The organism is Capsulimonas sp., assembly GCF_039929585.1.
Taxonomy (GTDB): domain Bacteria; phylum Armatimonadota; class Armatimonadia; order Armatimonadales; family Capsulimonadaceae; genus Capsulimonas.
Window position 1 is genome coordinate 18,387 of record NZ_JBDSQY010000351.1, and the last position, 18,013, is coordinate 36,399.

General features: G+C 59.8%; 21 protein-coding genes. 9 read left to right on the forward strand and 12 right to left on the reverse strand.

Annotated elements, in window-relative coordinates:
• Positions 1-39 precede the first annotated feature (39 nt).
• Both ABIZ35_RS27035 and ABIZ35_RS27040 read left to right on the forward strand, forming a co-directional pair.
• Positions 40-390, forward strand: a complete 351-nt coding sequence (locus ABIZ35_RS27035) for a BON domain-containing protein (RefSeq protein WP_348223052.1) — start codon at positions 40-42, stop codon at positions 388-390.
• A 9-nt stretch (positions 391-399) separates the two neighbouring features.
• Positions 400-735 (forward strand): copper amine oxidase N-terminal domain-containing protein, encoded by a 336-nt coding sequence (locus ABIZ35_RS27040; RefSeq protein ID WP_348223053.1) that lies wholly within the window; start codon positions 400-402, stop codon positions 733-735.
• 157 nt (positions 736-892) lie between these two features.
• On the opposite strand, the gene ABIZ35_RS27045 is transcribed toward ABIZ35_RS27040, so the two are convergent.
• The 5 genes from ABIZ35_RS27045 to nadA form a co-directional block, all read right to left on the reverse strand.
• Positions 893-1,183 (reverse strand): hypothetical protein, encoded by a 291-nt coding sequence (locus ABIZ35_RS27045; RefSeq protein WP_348223054.1) that lies wholly within the window; start codon positions 1,181-1,183, stop codon positions 893-895.
• A gap of 19 nt (positions 1,184-1,202) precedes the next feature.
• Positions 1,203-3,338: an MFS transporter gene (locus ABIZ35_RS27050; protein WP_348223055.1), complete on the reverse strand. Its 2,136-nt coding sequence runs from the start codon at positions 3,336-3,338 to the stop codon at positions 1,203-1,205.
• A 57-nt stretch (positions 3,339-3,395) separates the two neighbouring features.
• Positions 3,396-3,635 (reverse strand): PLD nuclease N-terminal domain-containing protein, encoded by a 240-nt coding sequence (locus tag ABIZ35_RS27055; RefSeq protein ID WP_348223056.1) that lies wholly within the window; start codon positions 3,633-3,635, stop codon positions 3,396-3,398.
• 63 nt (positions 3,636-3,698) lie between these two features.
• The gene (locus ABIZ35_RS27060; protein ID WP_348223057.1) at positions 3,699-4,589 is read right to left on the reverse strand and encodes a deoxyribonuclease IV; all 891 of its coding nucleotides are present in this window, start codon (positions 4,587-4,589) and stop codon (positions 3,699-3,701) included.
• A gap of 4 nt (positions 4,590-4,593) precedes the next feature.
• Positions 4,594-5,649, reverse strand: a complete 1,056-nt coding sequence (nadA, locus tag ABIZ35_RS27065) for a quinolinate synthase NadA (RefSeq protein WP_348223058.1) — start codon at positions 5,647-5,649, stop codon at positions 4,594-4,596.
• 140 nt (positions 5,650-5,789) lie between these two features.
• On the opposite strand from nadA, the gene ABIZ35_RS27070 reads away from it, so the two are divergent.
• The 7 genes from ABIZ35_RS27070 (at position 5,790) to ABIZ35_RS27100 (ending at position 12,906) form a co-directional block, all read left to right on the forward strand.
• Positions 5,790-7,328: a DUF1800 domain-containing protein gene (locus ABIZ35_RS27070; protein ID WP_348223059.1), complete on the forward strand. Its 1,539-nt coding sequence runs from the start codon at positions 5,790-5,792 to the stop codon at positions 7,326-7,328.
• Between the two features lie 181 nt (positions 7,329-7,509).
• Positions 7,510-8,745, forward strand: coding sequence for a DUF1501 domain-containing protein (locus tag ABIZ35_RS27075; RefSeq protein ID WP_348223060.1), 1,236 nt, complete (start codon positions 7,510-7,512; stop codon positions 8,743-8,745).
• Positions 8,746-9,053: 308 nt separating this feature from the next.
• Complete coding sequence (locus tag ABIZ35_RS27080) at positions 9,054-10,250, forward strand: geranylgeranyl reductase family protein (protein ID WP_348223061.1); 1,197 nt, start codon at positions 9,054-9,056, stop codon at positions 10,248-10,250.
• A 170-nt stretch (positions 10,251-10,420) separates the two neighbouring features.
• On the forward strand, positions 10,421-10,615 hold the full coding sequence (locus ABIZ35_RS27085; protein WP_119319557.1) for a hypothetical protein: 195 nt from the start codon (positions 10,421-10,423) through the stop codon (positions 10,613-10,615).
• A 110-nt stretch (positions 10,616-10,725) separates the two neighbouring features.
• Positions 10,726-11,463, forward strand: coding sequence for a TIGR00266 family protein (locus ABIZ35_RS27090; RefSeq protein WP_348223062.1), 738 nt, complete (start codon positions 10,726-10,728; stop codon positions 11,461-11,463).
• A gap of 477 nt (positions 11,464-11,940) precedes the next feature.
• The gene (locus ABIZ35_RS27095; RefSeq protein WP_348223063.1) at positions 11,941-12,123 is read left to right on the forward strand and encodes a hypothetical protein; all 183 of its coding nucleotides are present in this window, start codon (positions 11,941-11,943) and stop codon (positions 12,121-12,123) included.
• Positions 12,124-12,384: 261 nt separating this feature from the next.
• Positions 12,385-12,906 (forward strand): hypothetical protein, encoded by a 522-nt coding sequence (locus ABIZ35_RS27100; RefSeq protein WP_348223064.1) that lies wholly within the window; start codon positions 12,385-12,387, stop codon positions 12,904-12,906.
• A 70-nt stretch (positions 12,907-12,976) separates the two neighbouring features.
• Here ABIZ35_RS27100 and ABIZ35_RS27105 read toward each other — a convergent pair whose 3' ends face one another.
• The 7 genes from ABIZ35_RS27105 to ABIZ35_RS27135 form a co-directional block, all read right to left on the reverse strand.
• Entirely contained in the window at positions 12,977-13,588 is a 612-nt protein-coding gene (locus tag ABIZ35_RS27105) for an HAD family phosphatase (protein ID WP_348223065.1), read from the reverse strand.
• 9 nt (positions 13,589-13,597) lie between these two features.
• Positions 13,598-14,338 carry an SDR family oxidoreductase gene (locus ABIZ35_RS27110; RefSeq protein WP_348223066.1) on the reverse strand — a complete coding sequence of 247 codons (741 nt, stop codon included), beginning with the start codon at positions 14,336-14,338 and terminating at the stop codon, positions 13,598-13,600.
• Positions 14,322-15,272, reverse strand: a complete 951-nt coding sequence (ispH, locus tag ABIZ35_RS27115) for a 4-hydroxy-3-methylbut-2-enyl diphosphate reductase (protein ID WP_348223067.1) — start codon at positions 15,270-15,272, stop codon at positions 14,322-14,324. Before ispH ends, ABIZ35_RS27110 begins: the two co-directional genes overlap by 17 nt.
• Positions 15,273-15,279: 7 nt before the next feature.
• Positions 15,280-15,906 (reverse strand): TetR/AcrR family transcriptional regulator, encoded by a 627-nt coding sequence (locus tag ABIZ35_RS27120; protein ID WP_348223068.1) that lies wholly within the window; start codon positions 15,904-15,906, stop codon positions 15,280-15,282.
• 71 nt (positions 15,907-15,977) lie between these two features.
• Entirely contained in the window at positions 15,978-16,481 is a 504-nt protein-coding gene (locus ABIZ35_RS27125; protein WP_348223069.1) for a DinB family protein, read from the reverse strand.
• 67 nt (positions 16,482-16,548) lie between these two features.
• Positions 16,549-17,208 (reverse strand): dienelactone hydrolase family protein, encoded by a 660-nt coding sequence (locus ABIZ35_RS27130; RefSeq protein ID WP_348223070.1) that lies wholly within the window; start codon positions 17,206-17,208, stop codon positions 16,549-16,551.
• Between the two features lie 26 nt (positions 17,209-17,234).
• Positions 17,235-17,789, reverse strand: a complete 555-nt coding sequence (locus ABIZ35_RS27135) for an ankyrin repeat domain-containing protein (RefSeq protein WP_348223071.1) — start codon at positions 17,787-17,789, stop codon at positions 17,235-17,237.
• Between the last annotated feature and the right edge of the window lie 224 nt (positions 17,790-18,013).

The window sequence follows — 18,013 nt, forward strand, 5'->3', positions numbered from 1 at the left end:
TCAACACCGGCCATCGCGGCCGGGACACAAGGAGAGACGATGCGTGAGATGACTTTACGGCGACGAGCACTGCTGGCTCTTCCCGTGGCCGCCCTTGTGATGGTATTCGCCCTCGCGGGCTGCGGAACAAAGGGCGGAGAGAATGGCGCGGCTTCCAATCCCAGCGCGGGACAGGCCGGCGACGACGCTTTGATCGGAACTCAGGTTCAAAGCGCCGTGACGACCGATCCTAAGTTAGACGGAGCGGAAATCACTGCGGACGCCAAAGCTGGCGTCATAACCCTGACCGGCACGGTTCCCACCGCCGCTGGAAAGGCCGCCGCAGAGGAAGACGCGAAGAAGACCGAGGGCGTGAAAAGCGTCGTAAATAACCTCACCGTCAAAAAATAGGAGTCCACCATGAGCTACAATTTGAACGGTCAGAACGTTGCCCTTGCAGAAGAGCCCCACTTGAAGGACGGCGTCCTTTATGTCCCGCTCAAGGAAGTCGTCACTGCCCTGGGCGGAACGGTTACCTGGGACAACGAAACGAAGACCGCCGCCGCCACGATCGGCCAATGGACGGCCACGTTCCAAATGGCGGAGAATACTGCCGACGTCAACGGCACCCCGGTGACATACTCTGCGCCGTCATACGTCAACGACGGCGAGCTCTATGTGCCCGCAGACTTCTTCCAGCAGGCGTATGGTTATAAGCTCGCCGCCAATGGGACAGATGTCACACTGAGCGTGTAGGGCCGATTTGGCCCTCATCCCCAACCCTTTCTCCCAATTCTGGGAGAAGGGGAGCTAGATAAAGACAAAGATTTTGTACTGATCTATAGGATCTTATTACAAAACTCTTACTCCCCCTCTCCCAGAATTGGGAGAGGGGGCCGGGGGGGTGAGGGCTTCACTCCGTCACCATCCGCACCAAAAACACCGCCAGCAGAATTTCCTCATTCTCGACAGCTGTTCCCCCACCCTTCCGTCGATCGTCCAGCCATCGCAGCACGCGCTGGACCGGTTCGGTTCGCTCCGACGCCTCGATTAAATCCGTCAATTTGCGCATGCTTGTCAGACATGCTGAGAGATCTCCCGCCGCGTAGGCTTCCAGCGCCTGCCGTGCGCGCGCCGCGATGCGTGCGGCTCCAGGCAAAGATCCGCGCTTCGCGCGCTGCTGCATTCGGCGCTGCGTACTCATCAGAGTGCGGCTCACGATCTCATCGCGCGCGAAGGCTTCCAGGGCCAGGTAAGGGTAAAGCGAGTCGCGGCCGCCGACAATGCTTCCTACGGCGTTGATTGCGGAACGGCGAGCGATCGGTGTGGAAATCCGGTCCAGAGCGCGCAGCAGCGGCCCAAGCGCCGCGATGCTCCCGACGCGTCCGAGCGCGTCCGAGCGCGTCGGCGAGCGTCGTGACCGTAGCCGGGTCGGTTTCACGGTCGAGAATTACGGCCATTGCATTTCCAGCCGAGGGATCTTCCCGCTCGATCAAAGCGCGGATCGCCGTGGAGCGGACCGAAGCGTCATTGCTGGACGCCAGGCTGATCAGAAGCCCAGACACGCGGTCGTCGTCAATTCGCCCCAGCGCTTCCAGCGCGGCTAGCTGTCGGGAGAGCGGGCCAAGCTGAGCGGCGGCAGCCAGCGATGGAAGCGCGTGGGAACTTCCAATCTTCCCCAGCGCCGTCGCTGCAGCATTCGTAATCCCTGATGAGGGGTCGGTCAGTTTGACGACCAGAGGCGTGACGGCGCGCTCGTCCCCAATCTCCCCCAGCGCTCTCGCTGCCTCCTCGCGCACGCGCAGGGAAACATCGTCCAGAGCGCGCACCAGCTCCTCTACCGCGACGGGTGTACGGATCGTTGCAAGCTGCTCCGCCGCCGCCTGCCGCGACGCCACGCTGCCTTTGGAAAGCCGGCTGATATTCCGGAACGACGCAATCGGCTTGGTTGCGCGCAGCTGGTCGATCACATAGCGCGTCGAATTGCTGCCTTCCTCGCGGATCGGCTGGAGCAGAAGCAGCGCCACCGCGCGGAACAGCGCGGAGGCAAGGAACACGATGTGGTATGAGTTTCGCACCATGCCGGTCGCGGGAAAATGCGTTTCAGCCATCGCGGTAATCATGGCGCCGCCGAGAAGCGGGGCAATGCCGCCGATAATGCCGGTCGTCGCGCTGACGGCGCTCACATAAACTGTCCGCTGCTCCGGGGGCGCCAGGCCGATCATCATATTGAACTGCGTCAGTCCCACGCCCGCCCACGACGCCCCGGCGATCAGGTTCAGAACACAGATATCGATCTTGGAGAACGAGACGATGACGTGTCCGCCGTGGGTCACGGTCCAAAGTCCGGGAAAACTGTCCGGAACGGTCACAAGCCATAGGAACGGAGCGATGATCACCAGGACGTTGCAGATGGCCAGAATGGGCTTGTTTCCATATTTGTCGGCCAGATACCCCCACAGCGGCATCACCCCGAGGCCCGCGATGCTGGCGACGGCGCCGAGAAGCTGCATGACCGTGTAGTCGAAATGGAGATACTTGATCTGATAGACGGTGAAGAACTGTCCGGCGATCCCTGTCGCCGCCGCAAGGATCGCATTGTAAAGCATGATCCTGCGGAAGTTACGGTCGCGAAATGGAGCGGAGTAATAGCGCAGCGCCGCCTTCGGGCCAGGCGCGCTGGCGCCGGCGGCGCTTACGGAGGGGGCCACATCGGGACTGCGAGATCCTAGAAAGAACGAGCATAGCGCGAAGACGCCCGCCACGCCGAACAGCGCGCCGAATGCGAGCGGCTGCGACATCGTCGCCTGCTTCGTCGCATGGTCGATGAACAGACCGCCCAGGATACTCGCGACCATGCCCACAAAGCCGGCGTACATATTGCGCCGGCCGAAATATCGGCCCCGATAATCTTTGGGGACAAGATCGGAGATCCACGCCGTCCACAGCGGACCGCCAATATTGAGCAGTGCGCTGGAGAGAACGGTGAGGAGGAGAAAGACGCCCACCCAGAGAGACTTGGGCAGCACAAATGGGATCAGCAGCATCGGCAGCCAGAGAAGGCGGCCGAGGACGCCCGACCAGATCACGATCTGCTTGCGATTTCCGTAGCGCTGCGCGTAATAGGAGGAGAATAGCTGGAGAAGACCCGCGAAGGCCGGAATCGCGGCGAGCGCCCCGATAATGAATTCACTGCACCCTAAATAGAGCGCGAATCCGGTCTGGAACGCTCCGCCGCAAAACGTACCCCAAATGGTGGCGGCGCTGCCCTCCCAAGTCCACAATCGCAGGGCGCGCTGCACTTCCTGACGAGGTAATTCGGTTATCGCGACATCGGACGCGTCACTCTGCTTGTCCACGTCATTAACTTACGACGGGGGACGGCGTATTCCTGCGTGGATTTGGAAGAAGGGACGCTACGCGCGCAGCGTCCCCTGGCTCTTTCCGACGAAGTAGTAAACCAGCGCCCCAATAAAGTGCGTGAAGATGATGACGAGCAGCCACACGATCTTCATATTGTCGTCGTTGAAATCACGCCGTACGACATCGACAATCTCCACGATCTGAAAGATCGTCGTGGCAAGCGCGAGCAGCGCACACGTCAAGATCAGCCCGATACCGCCCGCAATGATCCACGCAAAAATACCATGTTCCATGTTCAGTCTCCTCATCCATCGTTCGATCAATGAGACACGGGACGCGATAAAAAGTTGCAGCCGTTAGAGCGCCAGCACGGGCGCGGCCAAAACAGGAGCGTTGGCGCCGATCAGATCGCGCAGGCGCTTGACGTTGACTTCATGCATGGTTTCGGCGTCGGGCGTCTCCACGATGATCGCCTTTTCGTGCATGCGGGGATCGTTTACCAGGAGATGGAAAGCCGTGAGGCCGATTTCGCCTTCGCCGATATGCGCGTGGCGGTCCGCGTGGCTGCCGAACTTCTTCAGCGAATCGTTCGCATGGATAACCTTGAGCTGGTCGATCCCGATGATCTCGTGAAATAACCCAATCGTCTCTTCATAAGCTTGTGTGTCGCGAATGTCGTAACCGGCGGCGAAGATATGACACGTGTCGAGACAGACACAAAGGCGCTCGGGGTTCTTCACGCCGTTGATGATCTGGGCGAGGTGCTCGAACCGTCCGCCGAGATAGGTCCCCTGCCCGGCTGTTGTCTCCAGCGCCGTGCGGACTTTGTAGCCCTCGGTCTCAGCGTGAATGATGTCCAGGCTTTCGATCAGGCGCGCAATGCCCGTTTCCTCACCGTCGCCGACATGGGCGCCGGGGTGGCTGACGAGAAAGTCCAGCCCGAGAGCCTCCGCGCGCTCCAGCTCGCCCCGGAAGGCGGCGCGGGATTTCGCGATGATCTCGCTCCCTGGAGCGGCGGCCAGATTGATCAGATAGGAATCGTGCGCGATCGTCTGCCGGCAGCCGCTTGCATCCAGCGCCACCCGGAACTTCGCAATCGTTTCGTCGCTGATCGGGTTGGCTTTCCACTGCCGCGGGCTGGCGGTGAAGATCTGGACGGCTTCGCAGCCGATGGCGTGACCGGATGTGAGGGCGTTTTGGACGCCCCCGGCAGTGGGCATGTGCGCCCCGAGGAATGGCTGGGTCAAGGAATTAGTCGCCCTTCTGCTGTACGGGAGTGAGTGACTTGCTCATATCCAGCATCCGCTGGACGGGACGCAGGGCGCGGACACGCGTTTCTTCGTCCATGGTGATCTCCGGACTGCGATCGCGCATGCATAGATAAAGCTTCTCCAGTGTATTGAGCCGCATGTACGGACAGTTCGCGCAGTCGCAGCCCGAGTTGGGCGGCGAGCAGATGAACTCGGCGTCGGGCCGGCTGATCTTCATCTGGTGGAGAATTCCGACTTCGGTGGCGACAATGAACTGCTTCTGCTCGGGATGCGTCTGGACATACTTGAGGAGCGCCAGCGTCGAGCCAATGAAGTCCGCCTGTTCCAGCACCGCGTCCTCGCACTCGGGGTGCGCGATCAACGCGGCGTCCGGGTAATGGACCTTCAGGGCGGCCAGCTTGCGCGCGCTGAACTGTTCGTGGACGATACAGAAGCCCGGCCAGAGCACCATCGAGCGCCCCGTCTGCTTCTCCACCCAGCGCCCCAGGTGCCGGTCAGGGCCGAAGACAATCGGGACGTCGGCAGGAAGCTGCTTGACGATATCCACGGCGTTGGACGATGTCACGATGATGTCCGACAGCGCTTTTACGCCCGCCGAGGAGTTGACGTAATTGATGACCGTGTGTCCCGGGTACTGCTTCAGCCACTCTGCATAGAGATCGGCCGGACAGCGGTCCGCGAGCGAGCAGCCTGCGTCCATGTCGGGCAGCAGCACCAATTTATTGGGATTTAAGATTTTCGCCGTTTCGGCCATGAAGTGGACGCCGCAAAACACGATGACTTCTGCTTCGGTCTTCGCGGCGGCCTGGGCGAGGGCGAGGCTATCGCCGACATGGTCGGCGAGGTCCTGGATCTCCGCGTCCTGGTAGTAGTGCGCCAGGATGACGGCATTCATGTCTTTGCGCAGACGATCGATTTCGGCGACCAGATCCAGCGTCGGATCGATCGAACGAACGCGAATCGAAAGGTCAACTTCCTGGCGGATGCTTTCCGAAGACGGATTTTTCGGCGTCGGCGCCATCGTCAAAGTGTCCATGATCTATCCCTTAATTCAAAATTCTTCACGACGAAATATTTGAGATGAGTATACCCGCAGGCCGAACATTCCCGAATTGCCTGCGTCTACACCTGACAGCAGCCAAATGCGAGGGAGCCGCCTCGCCGCGAGGACAATTTATGACTACCGATCAGACATACCTGGATACAGCGCACTTGCTTCGCCGCGCCGGATTCGGCGCCGGTCCCAAGGAAATTGCCGCCGCCGCGCAGCGCGGGATCGAAAGTACCACCAGCGCCCTGCTCCATCCGGAAAAGACCCCGGATACGATGCAGGACGATGATTTAATCGCCCGTCTGGCCTCTCTGGTTCCCGAACGGAAGAACGGGAAGATGCCCGTGCAGGTCGTCAAGATGTGGTGGACGCAGAAGATGCTCGCCACGCCGAACCCACTCGTGGAGAAGATGACCCTTTTCTGGCACGGACACTTCGCCACCAAACTCACCGGCGACGGCGACGATATGCTGGTGCAAAATCGCACATTCCGCGAGCATGCGCTCGGCAATTTCCGAACGCTCACCCTCGCCGTTTCCCGCGATCCGGCAATGCTCCGATATTTGAACGGCAATCAAAATTTCAAGGCGCATCCGAACGAAAATTACGCCCGTGAGCTAATGGAGTTGTTCACCTGCGGCATCGGCAACTATACCGAGGACGATGTCAAAGCGGCGGCGCGCGCTTTTTCCGGCTGGAACACACGCGGCGGCGGCTTCGCCTTCTTCCCACCGCGACACGATAACGATCCCAAGACTTTCATGGGCAAGACAGGCAACTGGAACGGCGATGACATCGTCGACATTCTTTGCGCGCATCCGGCTACGGCCAAGCGGCTCTGCACGCAGCTGTTCTCCTACTTCGCTTACACCGACCCCGAACCGTCGGTCGTGAATGCTCTGGTGAACACATATTACAGCTCCGGCTATGACATCAAAGCCGTCGTCAGCCAGATTTTGCGCTCGAAGGCGTTTTATTCACCCAAAGCGCGTTACGCGCTAATCAAAAGCCCAGCGCAGTTTGTGATCGGCACGGTAAAAATGCTGGAGCTGGAGCCGGCGTTTCTGATCAAGCCGTCGGACATCAGTCTGACCGATGATATCGCCGCCGCCGCGCCCGGCGCGACAACAACCGTCACACCCGCGCAGCGCCGGAAATCACTGCAGGTCAACCGTCTCGCGGGCCTGACGCTCGCCATGCGCTCCATGGGCCAGGATCTTCTGGCGCCGCCGAGCGTCAAGGGCTGGGACGGCAACGAAGCCTGGATCAACACCACGACCCTGCAAAACCGCGTCGCCTTCGGAGACCGCTTGACACGCTCGCAGGTCCTCTTTCGGTACATGGCGCCGCAAGTCGCCGAGCTCGCGCAACAGCGTTCCTTGACCCTGCAAGCGGCCTGGACCGACTATCTTGCCGAAGCCCTCGGCCCCCTGCCCCTCGGAACGGAAACGCGTCAGACCCTGATCGCCTACGCTTCCGAAGCGCCCGTCGCCTCCCCGCCAGCCGGAGGCGTTTTGACCGCCGCCACGGGCGGGGGCGGCGTCGCCGCTCGGCGCGCTCGCCGCCGAGCGCTCGCTCAGGGCGGTGAAGCCACCGGCAGCGACGGCAGAATGCTCAGTTTAATCCCATTGATCATGGGAACGCCCGAATATCAAGTGTGCTAAGCACTGTGTGAACTTGATCTCTTGTCCCTTGGTTTCGGCCCCTCCGCCCCATCCTGGGGAACCAGATTGCGTCGAATGCGTACTACTCCCCAGGATGGGGACGGGGGCCGAAACCCATCAATGCCAGCAAAGGCACACAACTTTGTTTACGGACCGCGATGAACGCAAAGGAAAACGATCCATGTCAGTCTCCCGCAGAGAATTTTTGACGCGCGGCGCCACCACCGTCGCGGTCGGCCTCGCCGTTCCGCCGTGGCTTGCGAAGATGGTCTGGGCGCAGGACGCCCTGGAAGGCCGCGCTCCCGGCGGCGCCGGCGCGCGCACGCTGGTCGTGGTGCAGCTCACCGGCGGCAACGACGGCATCAACACCGTCATTCCATACTCCAATGACGCCTACAAGCGTAACCGCCCGACACTCGCGATCCCGGACACTCAGGTGCTGCGTCTGAACGACTCCATCGGCCTAAACCCCGCAATGACCGGCCTCAAAGGCCTCTATGACAAAGGCAAGCTCGCGATTGTCCAGGGCGTGGGCTATCCCAACCCGAACCGCAGCCATTTCCGATCCATGGAAATCTGGCAGACGGCGAACCCGGACAAGATCGAGGCCGAAGGCTGGGTCGGCAAGTATCTGGACGCCGTGCGACAGGGCCGCGCGTCGGCGCTGACGGGCATCAACATCGGCAATGAGGCGTCGGAGGCGTTCCAGAGCGCTCACGCCGCCGTTCCCACCATTCAGGGCCTCGCGAACTTCGGTTTCGCCTTCCCGCGCAACGCCGAGGGCGACGAGCGCAGCGCCGTTCTGCGCCGTATTCAGACCGCCAGCTCCGCCGCCACGCCGCACGGCGACTTTATCCGGCAAGTCGGACAGGAAACCTACGACAGCGCCGATAAGATTCGGGCAGGGATCGGCAAGTACCATTCGACCGTCGCCTATCCCAAAGGCGCGTTCGGCACAGGGCTTCAGGAAATCGCGCAGCTGATCGCCGCGAACTTGGGCACTCGCGTGTTCTACATCTCCACCAGCGGCTTCGATACCCACAGCGGCCAGGCCCGCCGCCAGCCACAACTGCTTCAGGACGTCTCCGATGGTCTTACCGCATTCCAAAGCGATATGGATCAGATGGGCGCCTCCGACCGCGTCCTCACCGTCGCCTTCTCCGAGTTCGGACGGCGCGTCCACGAAAACGCCGGCGGCGGCACCGATCACGGAACGGCTTCTGAAATGTTCGTCCTCGGCGGCTCCGTCAAAGGCGGACTCTACGGCGACTACCCGAGCCTGACAAACCTGGACGCCGGCGACCTCAAATTCACCACCGACTTCCGAAGTGTCTACGCCACGCTGCTCGACCGCTGGCTGGGCGCCAATAGCGAAGTCGTGCTGGGTGGACGGTATGAGAACTTGAAGTTTGTGTGAGGCGGCTTCAATATACAACCTTTAGGAATCGCGGGTATGAAACCCACGCCCGTTAGGAACCGCGGGTGTAAAACCCACGTCTGGGAGCGGCAGGAGCCGCTAACGCCCCGTGCCGGGCCGACAAACTAGGCTATCGACGAATGGTTTTCATTCAGGTCCGTCCGGCACGGACGGTTAGCGCCTTGCGCTCCCAGACGTGGGTTTCATACCCGCGATGCAAACGCCGACGTGGCTTTCATACCTGCGGACCGAATATCTCGGCAGCTGCGTTTTATAGCCACACGCCCCTCGTGGTATAATAGTCCGATATGAATCGTGACTATGATGTGATCGTCTGCGGCGCCGGTCCGGCCGGCGCTTGCGCCGCCTATGAAACGGCGACCGCCGGACGCAAGACCCTGATAATCGAAAAGCGCACTCTGCCGCGCTACAAGACCTGCGGCGGCGGCGTCCCCCTCACCGTCGAAGCCGATCTTCCCAAGCTTGTCCCCGAGGCGTTTGTCGAAGCTACGGTGACCCACCTGCGCCACACCTGGAACTTCGCCGATCCCCATCTGGCCGCCATCAATCCTGATCCTGACCAGCCGCCCATGAGCCTCTGGATGGTGCAGCGCAGCGTCTTCGACAATGCGCTCACCGAACGCGCCGTCGCCGCAGGCGCGGAACTGCGCGACGGTTTGTCTGTGCGCTCCGTCGAGCCGGATGGCGAGAACCGAGTTCGGGTGACAACAGCCAATGGAGATGTGTACTTCGCCAATCACGTAGTCGGCGGCGACGGCGCCAACGGCCCGATCGCGCGCTGCGCGGATCTGCGCAAGACGCGGCTGCTGGCGATCGCTTTGGAAGCCGAGATCCCGCATGAATGGGGCGTCGGACATGAGACGCTTCGGCCTGAGATCGGACATTTGGAATACGCCGTGCGCAAGGGCTACGGCTGGGTGTTTCCCAAAGCCGCGCATCTCTCGGTCGGCGCCGGGATGTTCGGCGCGCGCAGCGACGACGGCCGGGGCGAAGCGCGCAAGGACGAACTCGCGCGCTGGGTCACGGGATATCTGGACGCTTTGGACGTCCCCTACGATCCCAAAGAGATCGAATATCACGGGCATCCCCTGCCCCTCTGGAACGGCTCCGAGCCCGTGGAAGCTTGGAACGGCCGCCTCCTGCTGGCCGGCGACGCGGCGGGGATGGTGAACCCTCTGTTCGGCGACGGTATCTCCTACGCCTGCCGCAGCGGCGCGCTCGCGGGACAGACCATCGCCGCTGGAACATCGGCGCGCTGGACGCAAATTCTGGCGGATGAATTCGCCGCCAGCCACGACGCTTCGGGCAAGATCGCGCGGTTTTTCTACCAGTTTCCCTCAGTCTGCTACAAGATGGGCGTCAAGCGCCCGAACAGCACGCGGACTGCGGCGCGGCTCATTAGCGGCGACTTGAAGTTCGACGCAGTGATCGATCGGCTTCCCTGGAACAACCTGATGGGAAAGTCGAATAAGTCTGCCTGGTAAAGAGAAAATTAAGTTGTCGTTTGCTGGAAGGAAAATCGAGGAATATTGCAGAAACACCAGTTCAGCGTCGTCGCCGGCCATCGACGAGAGCGACGCGCCGTTACGCAATTCCATTCGACATCGCAGCACACCAATAAACTTAAAAGCAAAGACAACAAGGGGACATGAACATGGCGTTTAGCGTTAAGAGCAAGAAAAACGGGACCGAATATTTCCTGCATTCCCGCGCCGCGGCGAATGGCACCACCAAACTCTATTTCTTCGCCAAGGAAGTCAAGGATGGTTCGGTAGACGCGCTTCCCGAAGGTTATGAAGTCTCTGAGAACTCGCTGACGGGCCTGCCGATCCTGAAAAAGAAGAAGTAATCACACTCCGCGCCAATACGATTTCCCTCGAACCCGCCTCCGTTCCCAAGCAAGTCCTGCCCAAGAACGCGAGGCGGTTTCTTTTTCTCGCCTTTCGTAGGAGTTTCCCAATGCAGCATCAAATTATGGGCACTACTCTCCAGTCTCTGGAGATCCTCTTGCAGCCGGGCGAAATGGTCTACAGCCAGACCCATCAGATGGCCTGGATGTCCAACGGCATCGGCATGAACACCAACACCGGCGGCGGCGTACTCAAGGGCCTCATGCGCTCAATGTCGGGCGGCTCCCTGTTCCTGACTCAGTACGCCTCTAACACCGGCCATCCCGGCTTGGTCGCGTTCTGTCCACGCTTTCCCGGCACCATCATCGCACGCCAATTGGCTCCCGGCGAAGTCTTGATCTGCCGCAAGGAAACGTTCCTCTGCGGCGAGTCCAGCGTCCAGCTTGACATCTTCTTCCGCCAGCAGATCGGCAGCGGCTTCTTCGGCGGCGAAGGCTTCATCCTCCAGAAAGTCACTGGCCCCGGCTGGGTATTCTTAGACCTCTCCGGCGAAGTCGTGGAAAAGTTATTGCAGCCCGGCGAACAGCTGCTGGCCCACGTCGGCCACGTCGGCATGCAGGAGCAATCCGTCCAGTTCGGCATCACCCGCATCAAAGGCATGCGCAACATCATCTTCGGCGGCGACGGCCTCTTCCTCGCCACCCTCACCGGCCCCGGCCGCGTCTGGCTGCAAACGATGCCCGTCATGATCCTCGCCGAAGAAATCCTCAAACACGCCCCCGGCGGCGACCGCGGCAGCGCCGGCGGCGTTGCGGGAGATATTCTGGGGGGATTACTTGGACGATAGTCAAAAGAACAATTTCTTTGCAGAAAGTATCATGAGCAGATGATTGATTGGCTCGCGGGGTTAATAGTGCGACACGCATGGGTCTTCTACTTACCCGTCTTCGTCGTCATAATCGGCTTTATCGCTGTCCTTGTGCAAATGGGCTTCCGAACAAAAGTCGATTTTTGGCCTGGCCGGCTTGGCGTCCTGCTGGAGATATGCTACAAAATAGGTTGCGGGATGTTCATCATCCTGCTTCTCATGGCTTTTGTATATTTAGTAATGCAAACCAGTGTGGCTCGGCACACTCCTCCGGATAATCCCATTGCAATGGCGATCACCGTAATATCGGCCGTGCTGGTTTGCGTCCCATGCGTCTTCCGAGACAAGAACAGGAAGCGCCAAAAACAAGCGCAGCAGCATTGGGCAGGAGTGAACGATACAGAAAAAAGTTAAGCTGGAGCCTGCTGGACAAGCGGTAGAAAACGTATCTGGTTGATGTCAAAAAACAACGACTATCTTTGGACCGGCGCCATCGCCGTTGTGATTTTCTGCCTCGTGGCGCTCATTAGCGGACGCTCTTCGCCGAATCTTGGTATGGCGGCGGGAACCTTAACGGCGACTGGCGTCAAGTGGCTATATCGCAGATATCAGGGCAAGAAGCAGAGTGACATGCAGTGATTAGAAATATCGCTATCGTAATGCTTCTGATCCTGCCCGGCGCATTCTTTGGCGTCGTATTCGGAGGCAGTCTCTGTTATAATCGTGACCACGCCCAAATGGAGCGAACACATCATGTTAACCCTGAGTATTCCGCTATCCTGAATCGATATGAAGCTGTGGGGGCTGCATTAGGAGCCGTGCCTGGCGTATTACTCATGATGCGGCTTCGGCGAAGGCGTTTTATGAGTGTCAGCGCCTTATAATAACTGAAGAACGAATATGATGGACAAAGAGATATTTGATTATTTTCGTAAGCGAAGCGCGGCGCGAGCACAGCAAGCCGCAGAGCTTCAAATGACGGAAGACGAAATGGATGTGTTCCACTCCCGCCAGCGGTTTCACAATGGGCCAATTGGCCATTGGTCATCCGCCTCCGGCACATTCGGTATCGTAATGAGCGATACTTGGGAGTTTCGCCCAGATGGTACGGGTACGTACAACGAGTATGGCCCTTTTGGAGGCTCGCGCGGCGAGACGCAATTCGACTGGAAGTCCACGGGTGATTGTCAAATCGCGTGCAAAATCACGAGCATCGTGTGGACCGAAGACGATGAGACGGAGAAGGAAGCTGACGAAGAGGAAACGATATCAGATTGCTGGGTAACCGTTGATTATGATTTTCAACTGGTCAATACGGACGGGGGGGCCATCGGTGCGATGTGCAGTGTACATGACGGTAAGATAGCAGACCATTTTTGGATCAGTTTTGATCCTGCTAGCTACTCAGGTCCAATCTCTTGAGACAAGACTGTACCCTGAACATACACAGCGCCCACGCCAATATTCTGACGCGGGCGTTCTTATTTGCGGCTTAAACGGAGGCCGGCTCCGTGGCCCACAGCACGCGGATGTCGATGCAGCGGATGCCGGCGCGTTTGGCGGCTTCGATGCCGGGGACGCCGTCTTCGTAGATGATGCAGTCTTCGGGCTTAGCGCCCAGCAGTTCGGCGGCTTTGAGGAAGATGTCGGGGGCGGGTTTGCTGTGCAGGACGTCGTCGGTGGTCACGACGGCGTCGAAGTATTTGCGGAGGCCGGCGGCTTCGAGGATGCGATCGACGACAATGCGAGTGCCGCCGGACGCGACGGCCATCGGGACTTTGCCGTGGTGGGCGCGGACGATGTCCATGACGGCGGTGATCTCGATCACAGACTCGACCATCTCCAGGAAGCGGCGTTCTTTGTCGTGGTGGGTGAAGTCCACGTCCATCGTGTAGCCGTATTCTTTGTTGAGGACTTTGATGATCTCGGTCGTCGGCATCCCCCCCATGGTGTAAAAGCGGTCCTCGGGAAAGTGGGCGCCCTGCGCTTCTAACGCGGCGGACCAGGCGAGGTAGTGGGTGGGCATGGTGTCGACGAGGGTTCCATCGCAGTCGAAGATCAGGGCGGAGTATGGCTGGGGCGGAGCGATCAGATCAAGGTTCATGGCGGGTTCCTATAGGACGACCAAACCGCCGTCGGGGGCGATATTGGCTCCGGTAACGAAATCGGCGAGCGGCGAGGCGTAAAACAAAACAACCTTCGCCACATCTTCGGCGGTCGCGAGGCGGCGCAGAGGCGTTTGACCGGTCACGCGCGCTTTGAGATCCTCGGGAAGAGAGGTGGAGTACTGTGTCATGGTCATCCCGGGCGAGACCATGTTGACAGTGATCCCATAAGGGCCGAGGTCGCGCGCCAGCGTGCGCGTGAGACCGATGAGGGCGCTCTTGCAAGTGGTGTGGACGATCTGGTCGGCGGAGGGACGCTGGACAAGGGTAGCGATAAAGTTGACGATCTTCCCCCCACCCTGCGACTTCATATAGGGCGTCACGGCGCGCGTCGGGTTCACGGTCGCGCCGACAACTCCCACGAACTCCTTCGTGTAATCTTCCCACTCGGCCTTTTCAAACGGCAGATCGTGGGCGAACGAAGCGCCGTTGTTGACGAGGATATCGATGCGGCCGAAGTGCGCCGCAACTTTGTCCATCATGTCTTTCGCGGCGGCGGGATCGCTCACATCGGCGCCGAGCGCGATGGAGCCTCTGCCGATCTCAGTAGCAAGTTTGACAGCTGTGTCGGCGCTATGGTGATAGTTGACGACGACGGAGGCGCCTTCAGACGCAAATAAACGGGCGATCTCCGATCCGATCCCACGTCCGGCGCCGGTCACCACCGCGATCTTACCCTCCAGCAGCATGCGCCATCCTCAACTCGACTAACTCGCGCGGGGGCATGAAGGTCATATCCTCGTCGCGTATCTTCACGTTCTCAACATCAACCACGCCGCGCCGGCGCAGCTCGTCCATCACGCCCATCACACGGTCTTCCGGGGCGCTTGCGCCGCTCGTGACACCGACCGACTTCGCGCCGGCCATCATCTCGTCGGTGATGTCTTCGGCGCCGCCAATCAGATAGGCGCGGCAGCCCAGCGATTCGGCGACCTGGCGCAGTGATTTGGTGTTACTGCTGGTGTAGGAGCCGATTACGAGCATCACGTCGCAGCGCGGGGCGATCTCTTTGATCGCGTCCTGCCGGTTCTGCGTCGCATAGCAGATATCGCCGGTCGGCGGATCGCTGAGGCGCGGAAAGCGGCGCTTGAGCGCGTTGACGATGTCGCGTGTCTCATCAATGCTCAGGGTCGTTTGGGTGAGATAGATCAAGTGCTCTTCAGGCGGCTCGGGGACGGCTTCGACGTCCGCGACTTCGCAAACGAGGTGCAGACGTCCGGGAGCTTCGCCCAAAGTGCCTTCGGTCTCGACATGGCCTTTATGACCGATATAGAAGATACCGTAGCCACGCTTGAGATATTTGTGGACTTCGAGATGGATCTTGGTGACGAGGGGGCACGTGGCGTCGATCACACGCAGGCCGCGTGACTTGGCTTCCACGCGAACCGCCGGAGCGACGCCGTGCGCGGAGAAGATCAGGACGCTGCCTTCGGGGACCTCGGAAAGATCATCCGTGAAGACGGCGCCCATGCGGCGTAGGCGTTCCACGACATGTTCGTTGTGGACGATTTCATGACGAACGTACACGGGAGGCCCAAAGATCTCCAAGGTTTGTTCGACGACTTCAATGGCGCGGTCGACACCGGCGCAAAATCCGCGGGGACTGGCGAGGAGCGCTTTCATGCTCCTATTATACCCTCTGCTCGCCTCCGGCGGGCCAGGATCGAAGCGCGGTCTCCGCGACACGGCGCAGGTCATCTTGCGTGGCGCCGCCCGCCGCCTGCACGGCCATCCCCTGGAATATTGTCATAACATAGCGCGCGAGATCCGCCGGGTCGGCGTCGGCGCTCAAATCTCCGTCGGATTTCGCCCGGTCGAAGCGCTCGCGAAGTCGGACTTCGAATTCCATACGGCGCGCCTTAAGCTGGTCGCGCACCGCGCCGCACCCATCCGCGCCGGCGAGCGCGCCCTGCACGGACAGACAGCCAGAGGGCGTCTCCGGGTTCGCCACCACCGCCACCGTCCCATACAGAATACTCTCGGCCACGGCGCGGGCTGTCGGTTCCTCCAGCGCCTTCGCCAAAAACGCAGCGGGGCCGGCGGCGTAACGGTCGCACACCTGCCGAAAAAGCTCTTCTTTGTTCCCAAAGGCGGCGTAAAGGCTGGGACGGTTGACGCCGATCGCCTCCGTCAGATCCGAAAGCGATGTGCCTTCGTACCCCTTGCGCCAAAAGACCAGCATCGCCGCCTCCAGCGCCTCATCCGTGTCGAACTCACGCGGCCGCCCCATCGTCTTTGATGTCTTTACGGTATCCATACTCGTCAGTATACGTTCCCAGGTGGGAGGCGTCAAGGGGCGCCGACGCCATGGATCACGAACGCTTGCATTCAGAAATGATTGTCGAGATCGCCCCAGGCAGTTTGGATATAATCGATTTGAGCCGCATGATTGCTCATATGCGTGCTGGGCAGCAGCATCCAGAACGAGGCGGGAATAGGACCGAACCGGCTCTCCATCGGCTCCACGAACCGCTCAGCTGTCATTGTGGCGATGGCGCCCAGAACATCGGCGCACGACTTCTCCAGCAGAGTGAGCGCCTGCTCCCGATCCATCACCATCGCCTCAAATTCAAGCGTCTGTCTGCGCCCCTCTTCGACGGAGGTGCGGGCATGGTCTGTCTCACCCATCAGCACTCCCGCCACGACGCCGTTAACGTAAGCGCAATGCGCGACGATCTGCAATGGCGTTCGGCATGTCGGCGTCGGCGACCATTGGAGCTTGTCGTCAGGAACATGGGCGAAGGTCTTCAGCAGCTGGCTCTTTGTGGCGCCCATCCGCCGAACTGCGAGTGCGATAGAATCCGTGACACTGGGGGCTGTGACTATACTCATGAATGCAGTTCCTTTGTTTGAGAAGAGATTGCGGTCCAAGTCCTTTTCGCTCCGGCGCTGCTCTCTGCTAAAGAAGCTGGGTGTTCAGGAACGAGACCGTACGATCCCAGGCGAGCTGAGCGGCCTCCGGGACATATGCATCGGGCTGATTTGCTTCAAAGAACCAATGGCCGGCGCCAGGGTACACATGCAGAGTGACGTCACGTCCGGCGGCGCGCATCCGCGCCTCCATCTCGCGCGCCTGATCCACGGGATCCCACTCATCGTCTTCGCCAAAATGACACAAATAGGCGCAGCGTGATTGGGTGAAGTCCGCCTCTCCCACCCCGTAAAAAAGAACAGAGGCGGCGACCGATTCCGATCGCTTCGTGGCCAGCAGCAGTGTGGACTCGGCGCCCATGGAAAAGCCCATTGCCCCAATCTTGTCTCCGGTCACGCCGGGATGCTCCGATAAGAAGTCGCAAGCGCCCAGCGCCTTCTCTCCCATCTCACTGAAATTGAGAGTATTCTTAAGCGCCTCGGCCTCTGGAATAGTGACGGCAACTGCTCCGCCGCTCAGGTCCGGCGCGAGCGCAACAAATCCCTCGGCGGCTAAGCGATCGCATAACTCCACGACGAACTCATTCAGACCCCACCAGGCATGAAAGACAACGACGCCCGGCCCGGAACCGGATGGCGGCAAGGCCAGGTAACCGTCACGAGTCTTTTCTCCAGGTCTAAAGTCCATTCACAACCCTCCATCAACGAGAAACATCACCGAGCAACATGAAAGATTTTGACCAAGTCTTTCGCCAAATCGGGCCGGCTGCTTTTTTTGGCTTTCGCGACAAGGGTTTCGCCAGCGTTATCCTTTAAGTCAAAGTTTGCACCATGAGTTTTCAAAATTTTGGCTATCGTTAGAAATTCCTTTTCATCCACGTATGCATTCACCAGCCAGAATATTGGCGTCTCGCCCCTGTCATCCCGAGAGTTAACATCGGCGCCTGCGGCGATGAGCAATTTGGCCATGGCGGCCTTATTGGTATCGGCTGCCATGGCGCCATGCAATGCCGTACTATGGTGAGCATTTTCGTCAACTTCATTAATATTCTGAGTGATTTCCAAAGCATCTTGGACGCCTTGGAGGCTGCTCTCTTCGACAGCGTTACGCAGCGGGAGAATGCTCTCCCGCTGGCCTAAGTTGGGATTGCATCCAGGCGAAAGCAAAGCGAGCACGATCAAAATCGCAATTTTAATCTTCATGATATTGTCGATTGTGGGACGGCTAATAAAAGAAAAAAGGCGAGTGCAATTGAAGAATGACTTCATCAATTGTACCCGCCCTCGTTTCTACAATCTTATCGGTTTGACAGGCTAAGGATAAATCCCGCGCGTCTTCGCCGCCTCAGCGACGCGCGCCACGCCCACGACATACGCGGCGGTGCGCATGTCCACATTGTGGCGCGCGGCGGCGGCGCTGACTTCTTCGTAAGCGCGCGTCATGACGCGGCCTAATCGGTGATTGACCTGGGATTCGCTCCAGAAAAACGACT

What these genes read in the sequence shown, in the direction of transcription:
- ABIZ35_RS27040 (WP_348223053.1), top strand. Translation starts at nt 400, where the DNA reads ATGAGCTACAATTTGAACGGTCAGAACGTTGCCCTTGCAGAAGAGCCC.
- ABIZ35_RS27110 (WP_348223066.1), bottom strand. Translation starts at nt 14,338, where the DNA reads ATGCTGCTGGAGGGTAAGATCGCGGTGGTGACCGGCGCCGGACGTGGG.
- ABIZ35_RS27080 (WP_348223061.1), top strand. Translation starts at nt 9,054, where the DNA reads ATGAATCGTGACTATGATGTGATCGTCTGCGGCGCCGGTCCGGCCGGC.
- ABIZ35_RS27130 (WP_348223070.1), bottom strand. Translation starts at nt 17,208, where the DNA reads ATGGACTTTAGACCTGGAGAAAAGACTCGTGACGGTTACCTGGCCTTG.
- ABIZ35_RS27090 (WP_348223062.1), top strand. Translation starts at nt 10,726, where the DNA reads ATGCAGCATCAAATTATGGGCACTACTCTCCAGTCTCTGGAGATCCTC.
- ABIZ35_RS27075 (WP_348223060.1), top strand. Translation starts at nt 7,510, where the DNA reads ATGTCAGTCTCCCGCAGAGAATTTTTGACGCGCGGCGCCACCACCGTC.
- ABIZ35_RS27095 (WP_348223063.1), top strand. Translation starts at nt 11,941, where the DNA reads ATGTCAAAAAACAACGACTATCTTTGGACCGGCGCCATCGCCGTTGTG.
- ABIZ35_RS27135 (WP_348223071.1), bottom strand. Translation starts at nt 17,789, where the DNA reads ATGAAGTCATTCTTCAATTGCACTCGCCTTTTTTCTTTTATTAGCCGT.
- ABIZ35_RS27070 (WP_348223059.1), top strand. Translation starts at nt 5,790, where the DNA reads ATGACTACCGATCAGACATACCTGGATACAGCGCACTTGCTTCGCCGC.
- ABIZ35_RS27125 (WP_348223069.1), bottom strand. Translation starts at nt 16,481, where the DNA reads ATGAGTATAGTCACAGCCCCCAGTGTCACGGATTCTATCGCACTCGCA.
- ABIZ35_RS27120 (WP_348223068.1), bottom strand. Translation starts at nt 15,906, where the DNA reads ATGGATACCGTAAAGACATCAAAGACGATGGGGCGGCCGCGTGAGTTC.
- ABIZ35_RS27105 (WP_348223065.1), bottom strand. Translation starts at nt 13,588, where the DNA reads ATGAACCTTGATCTGATCGCTCCGCCCCAGCCATACTCCGCCCTGATC.
- ABIZ35_RS27045 (WP_348223054.1), bottom strand. Translation starts at nt 1,183, where the DNA reads ATGAGTACGCAGCGCCGAATGCAGCAGCGCGCGAAGCGCGGATCTTTG.
- ABIZ35_RS27100 (WP_348223064.1), top strand. Translation starts at nt 12,385, where the DNA reads ATGATGGACAAAGAGATATTTGATTATTTTCGTAAGCGAAGCGCGGCG.
- ABIZ35_RS27055 (WP_348223056.1), bottom strand. Translation starts at nt 3,635, where the DNA reads ATGGAACATGGTATTTTTGCGTGGATCATTGCGGGCGGTATCGGGCTG.
- ABIZ35_RS27035 (WP_348223052.1), top strand. Translation starts at nt 40, where the DNA reads ATGCGTGAGATGACTTTACGGCGACGAGCACTGCTGGCTCTTCCCGTG.
- nadA (WP_348223058.1), bottom strand. Translation starts at nt 5,649, where the DNA reads ATGGACACTTTGACGATGGCGCCGACGCCGAAAAATCCGTCTTCGGAA.
- ABIZ35_RS27085 (WP_119319557.1), top strand. Translation starts at nt 10,421, where the DNA reads ATGGCGTTTAGCGTTAAGAGCAAGAAAAACGGGACCGAATATTTCCTG.
- ispH (WP_348223067.1), bottom strand. Translation starts at nt 15,272, where the DNA reads ATGAAAGCGCTCCTCGCCAGTCCCCGCGGATTTTGCGCCGGTGTCGAC.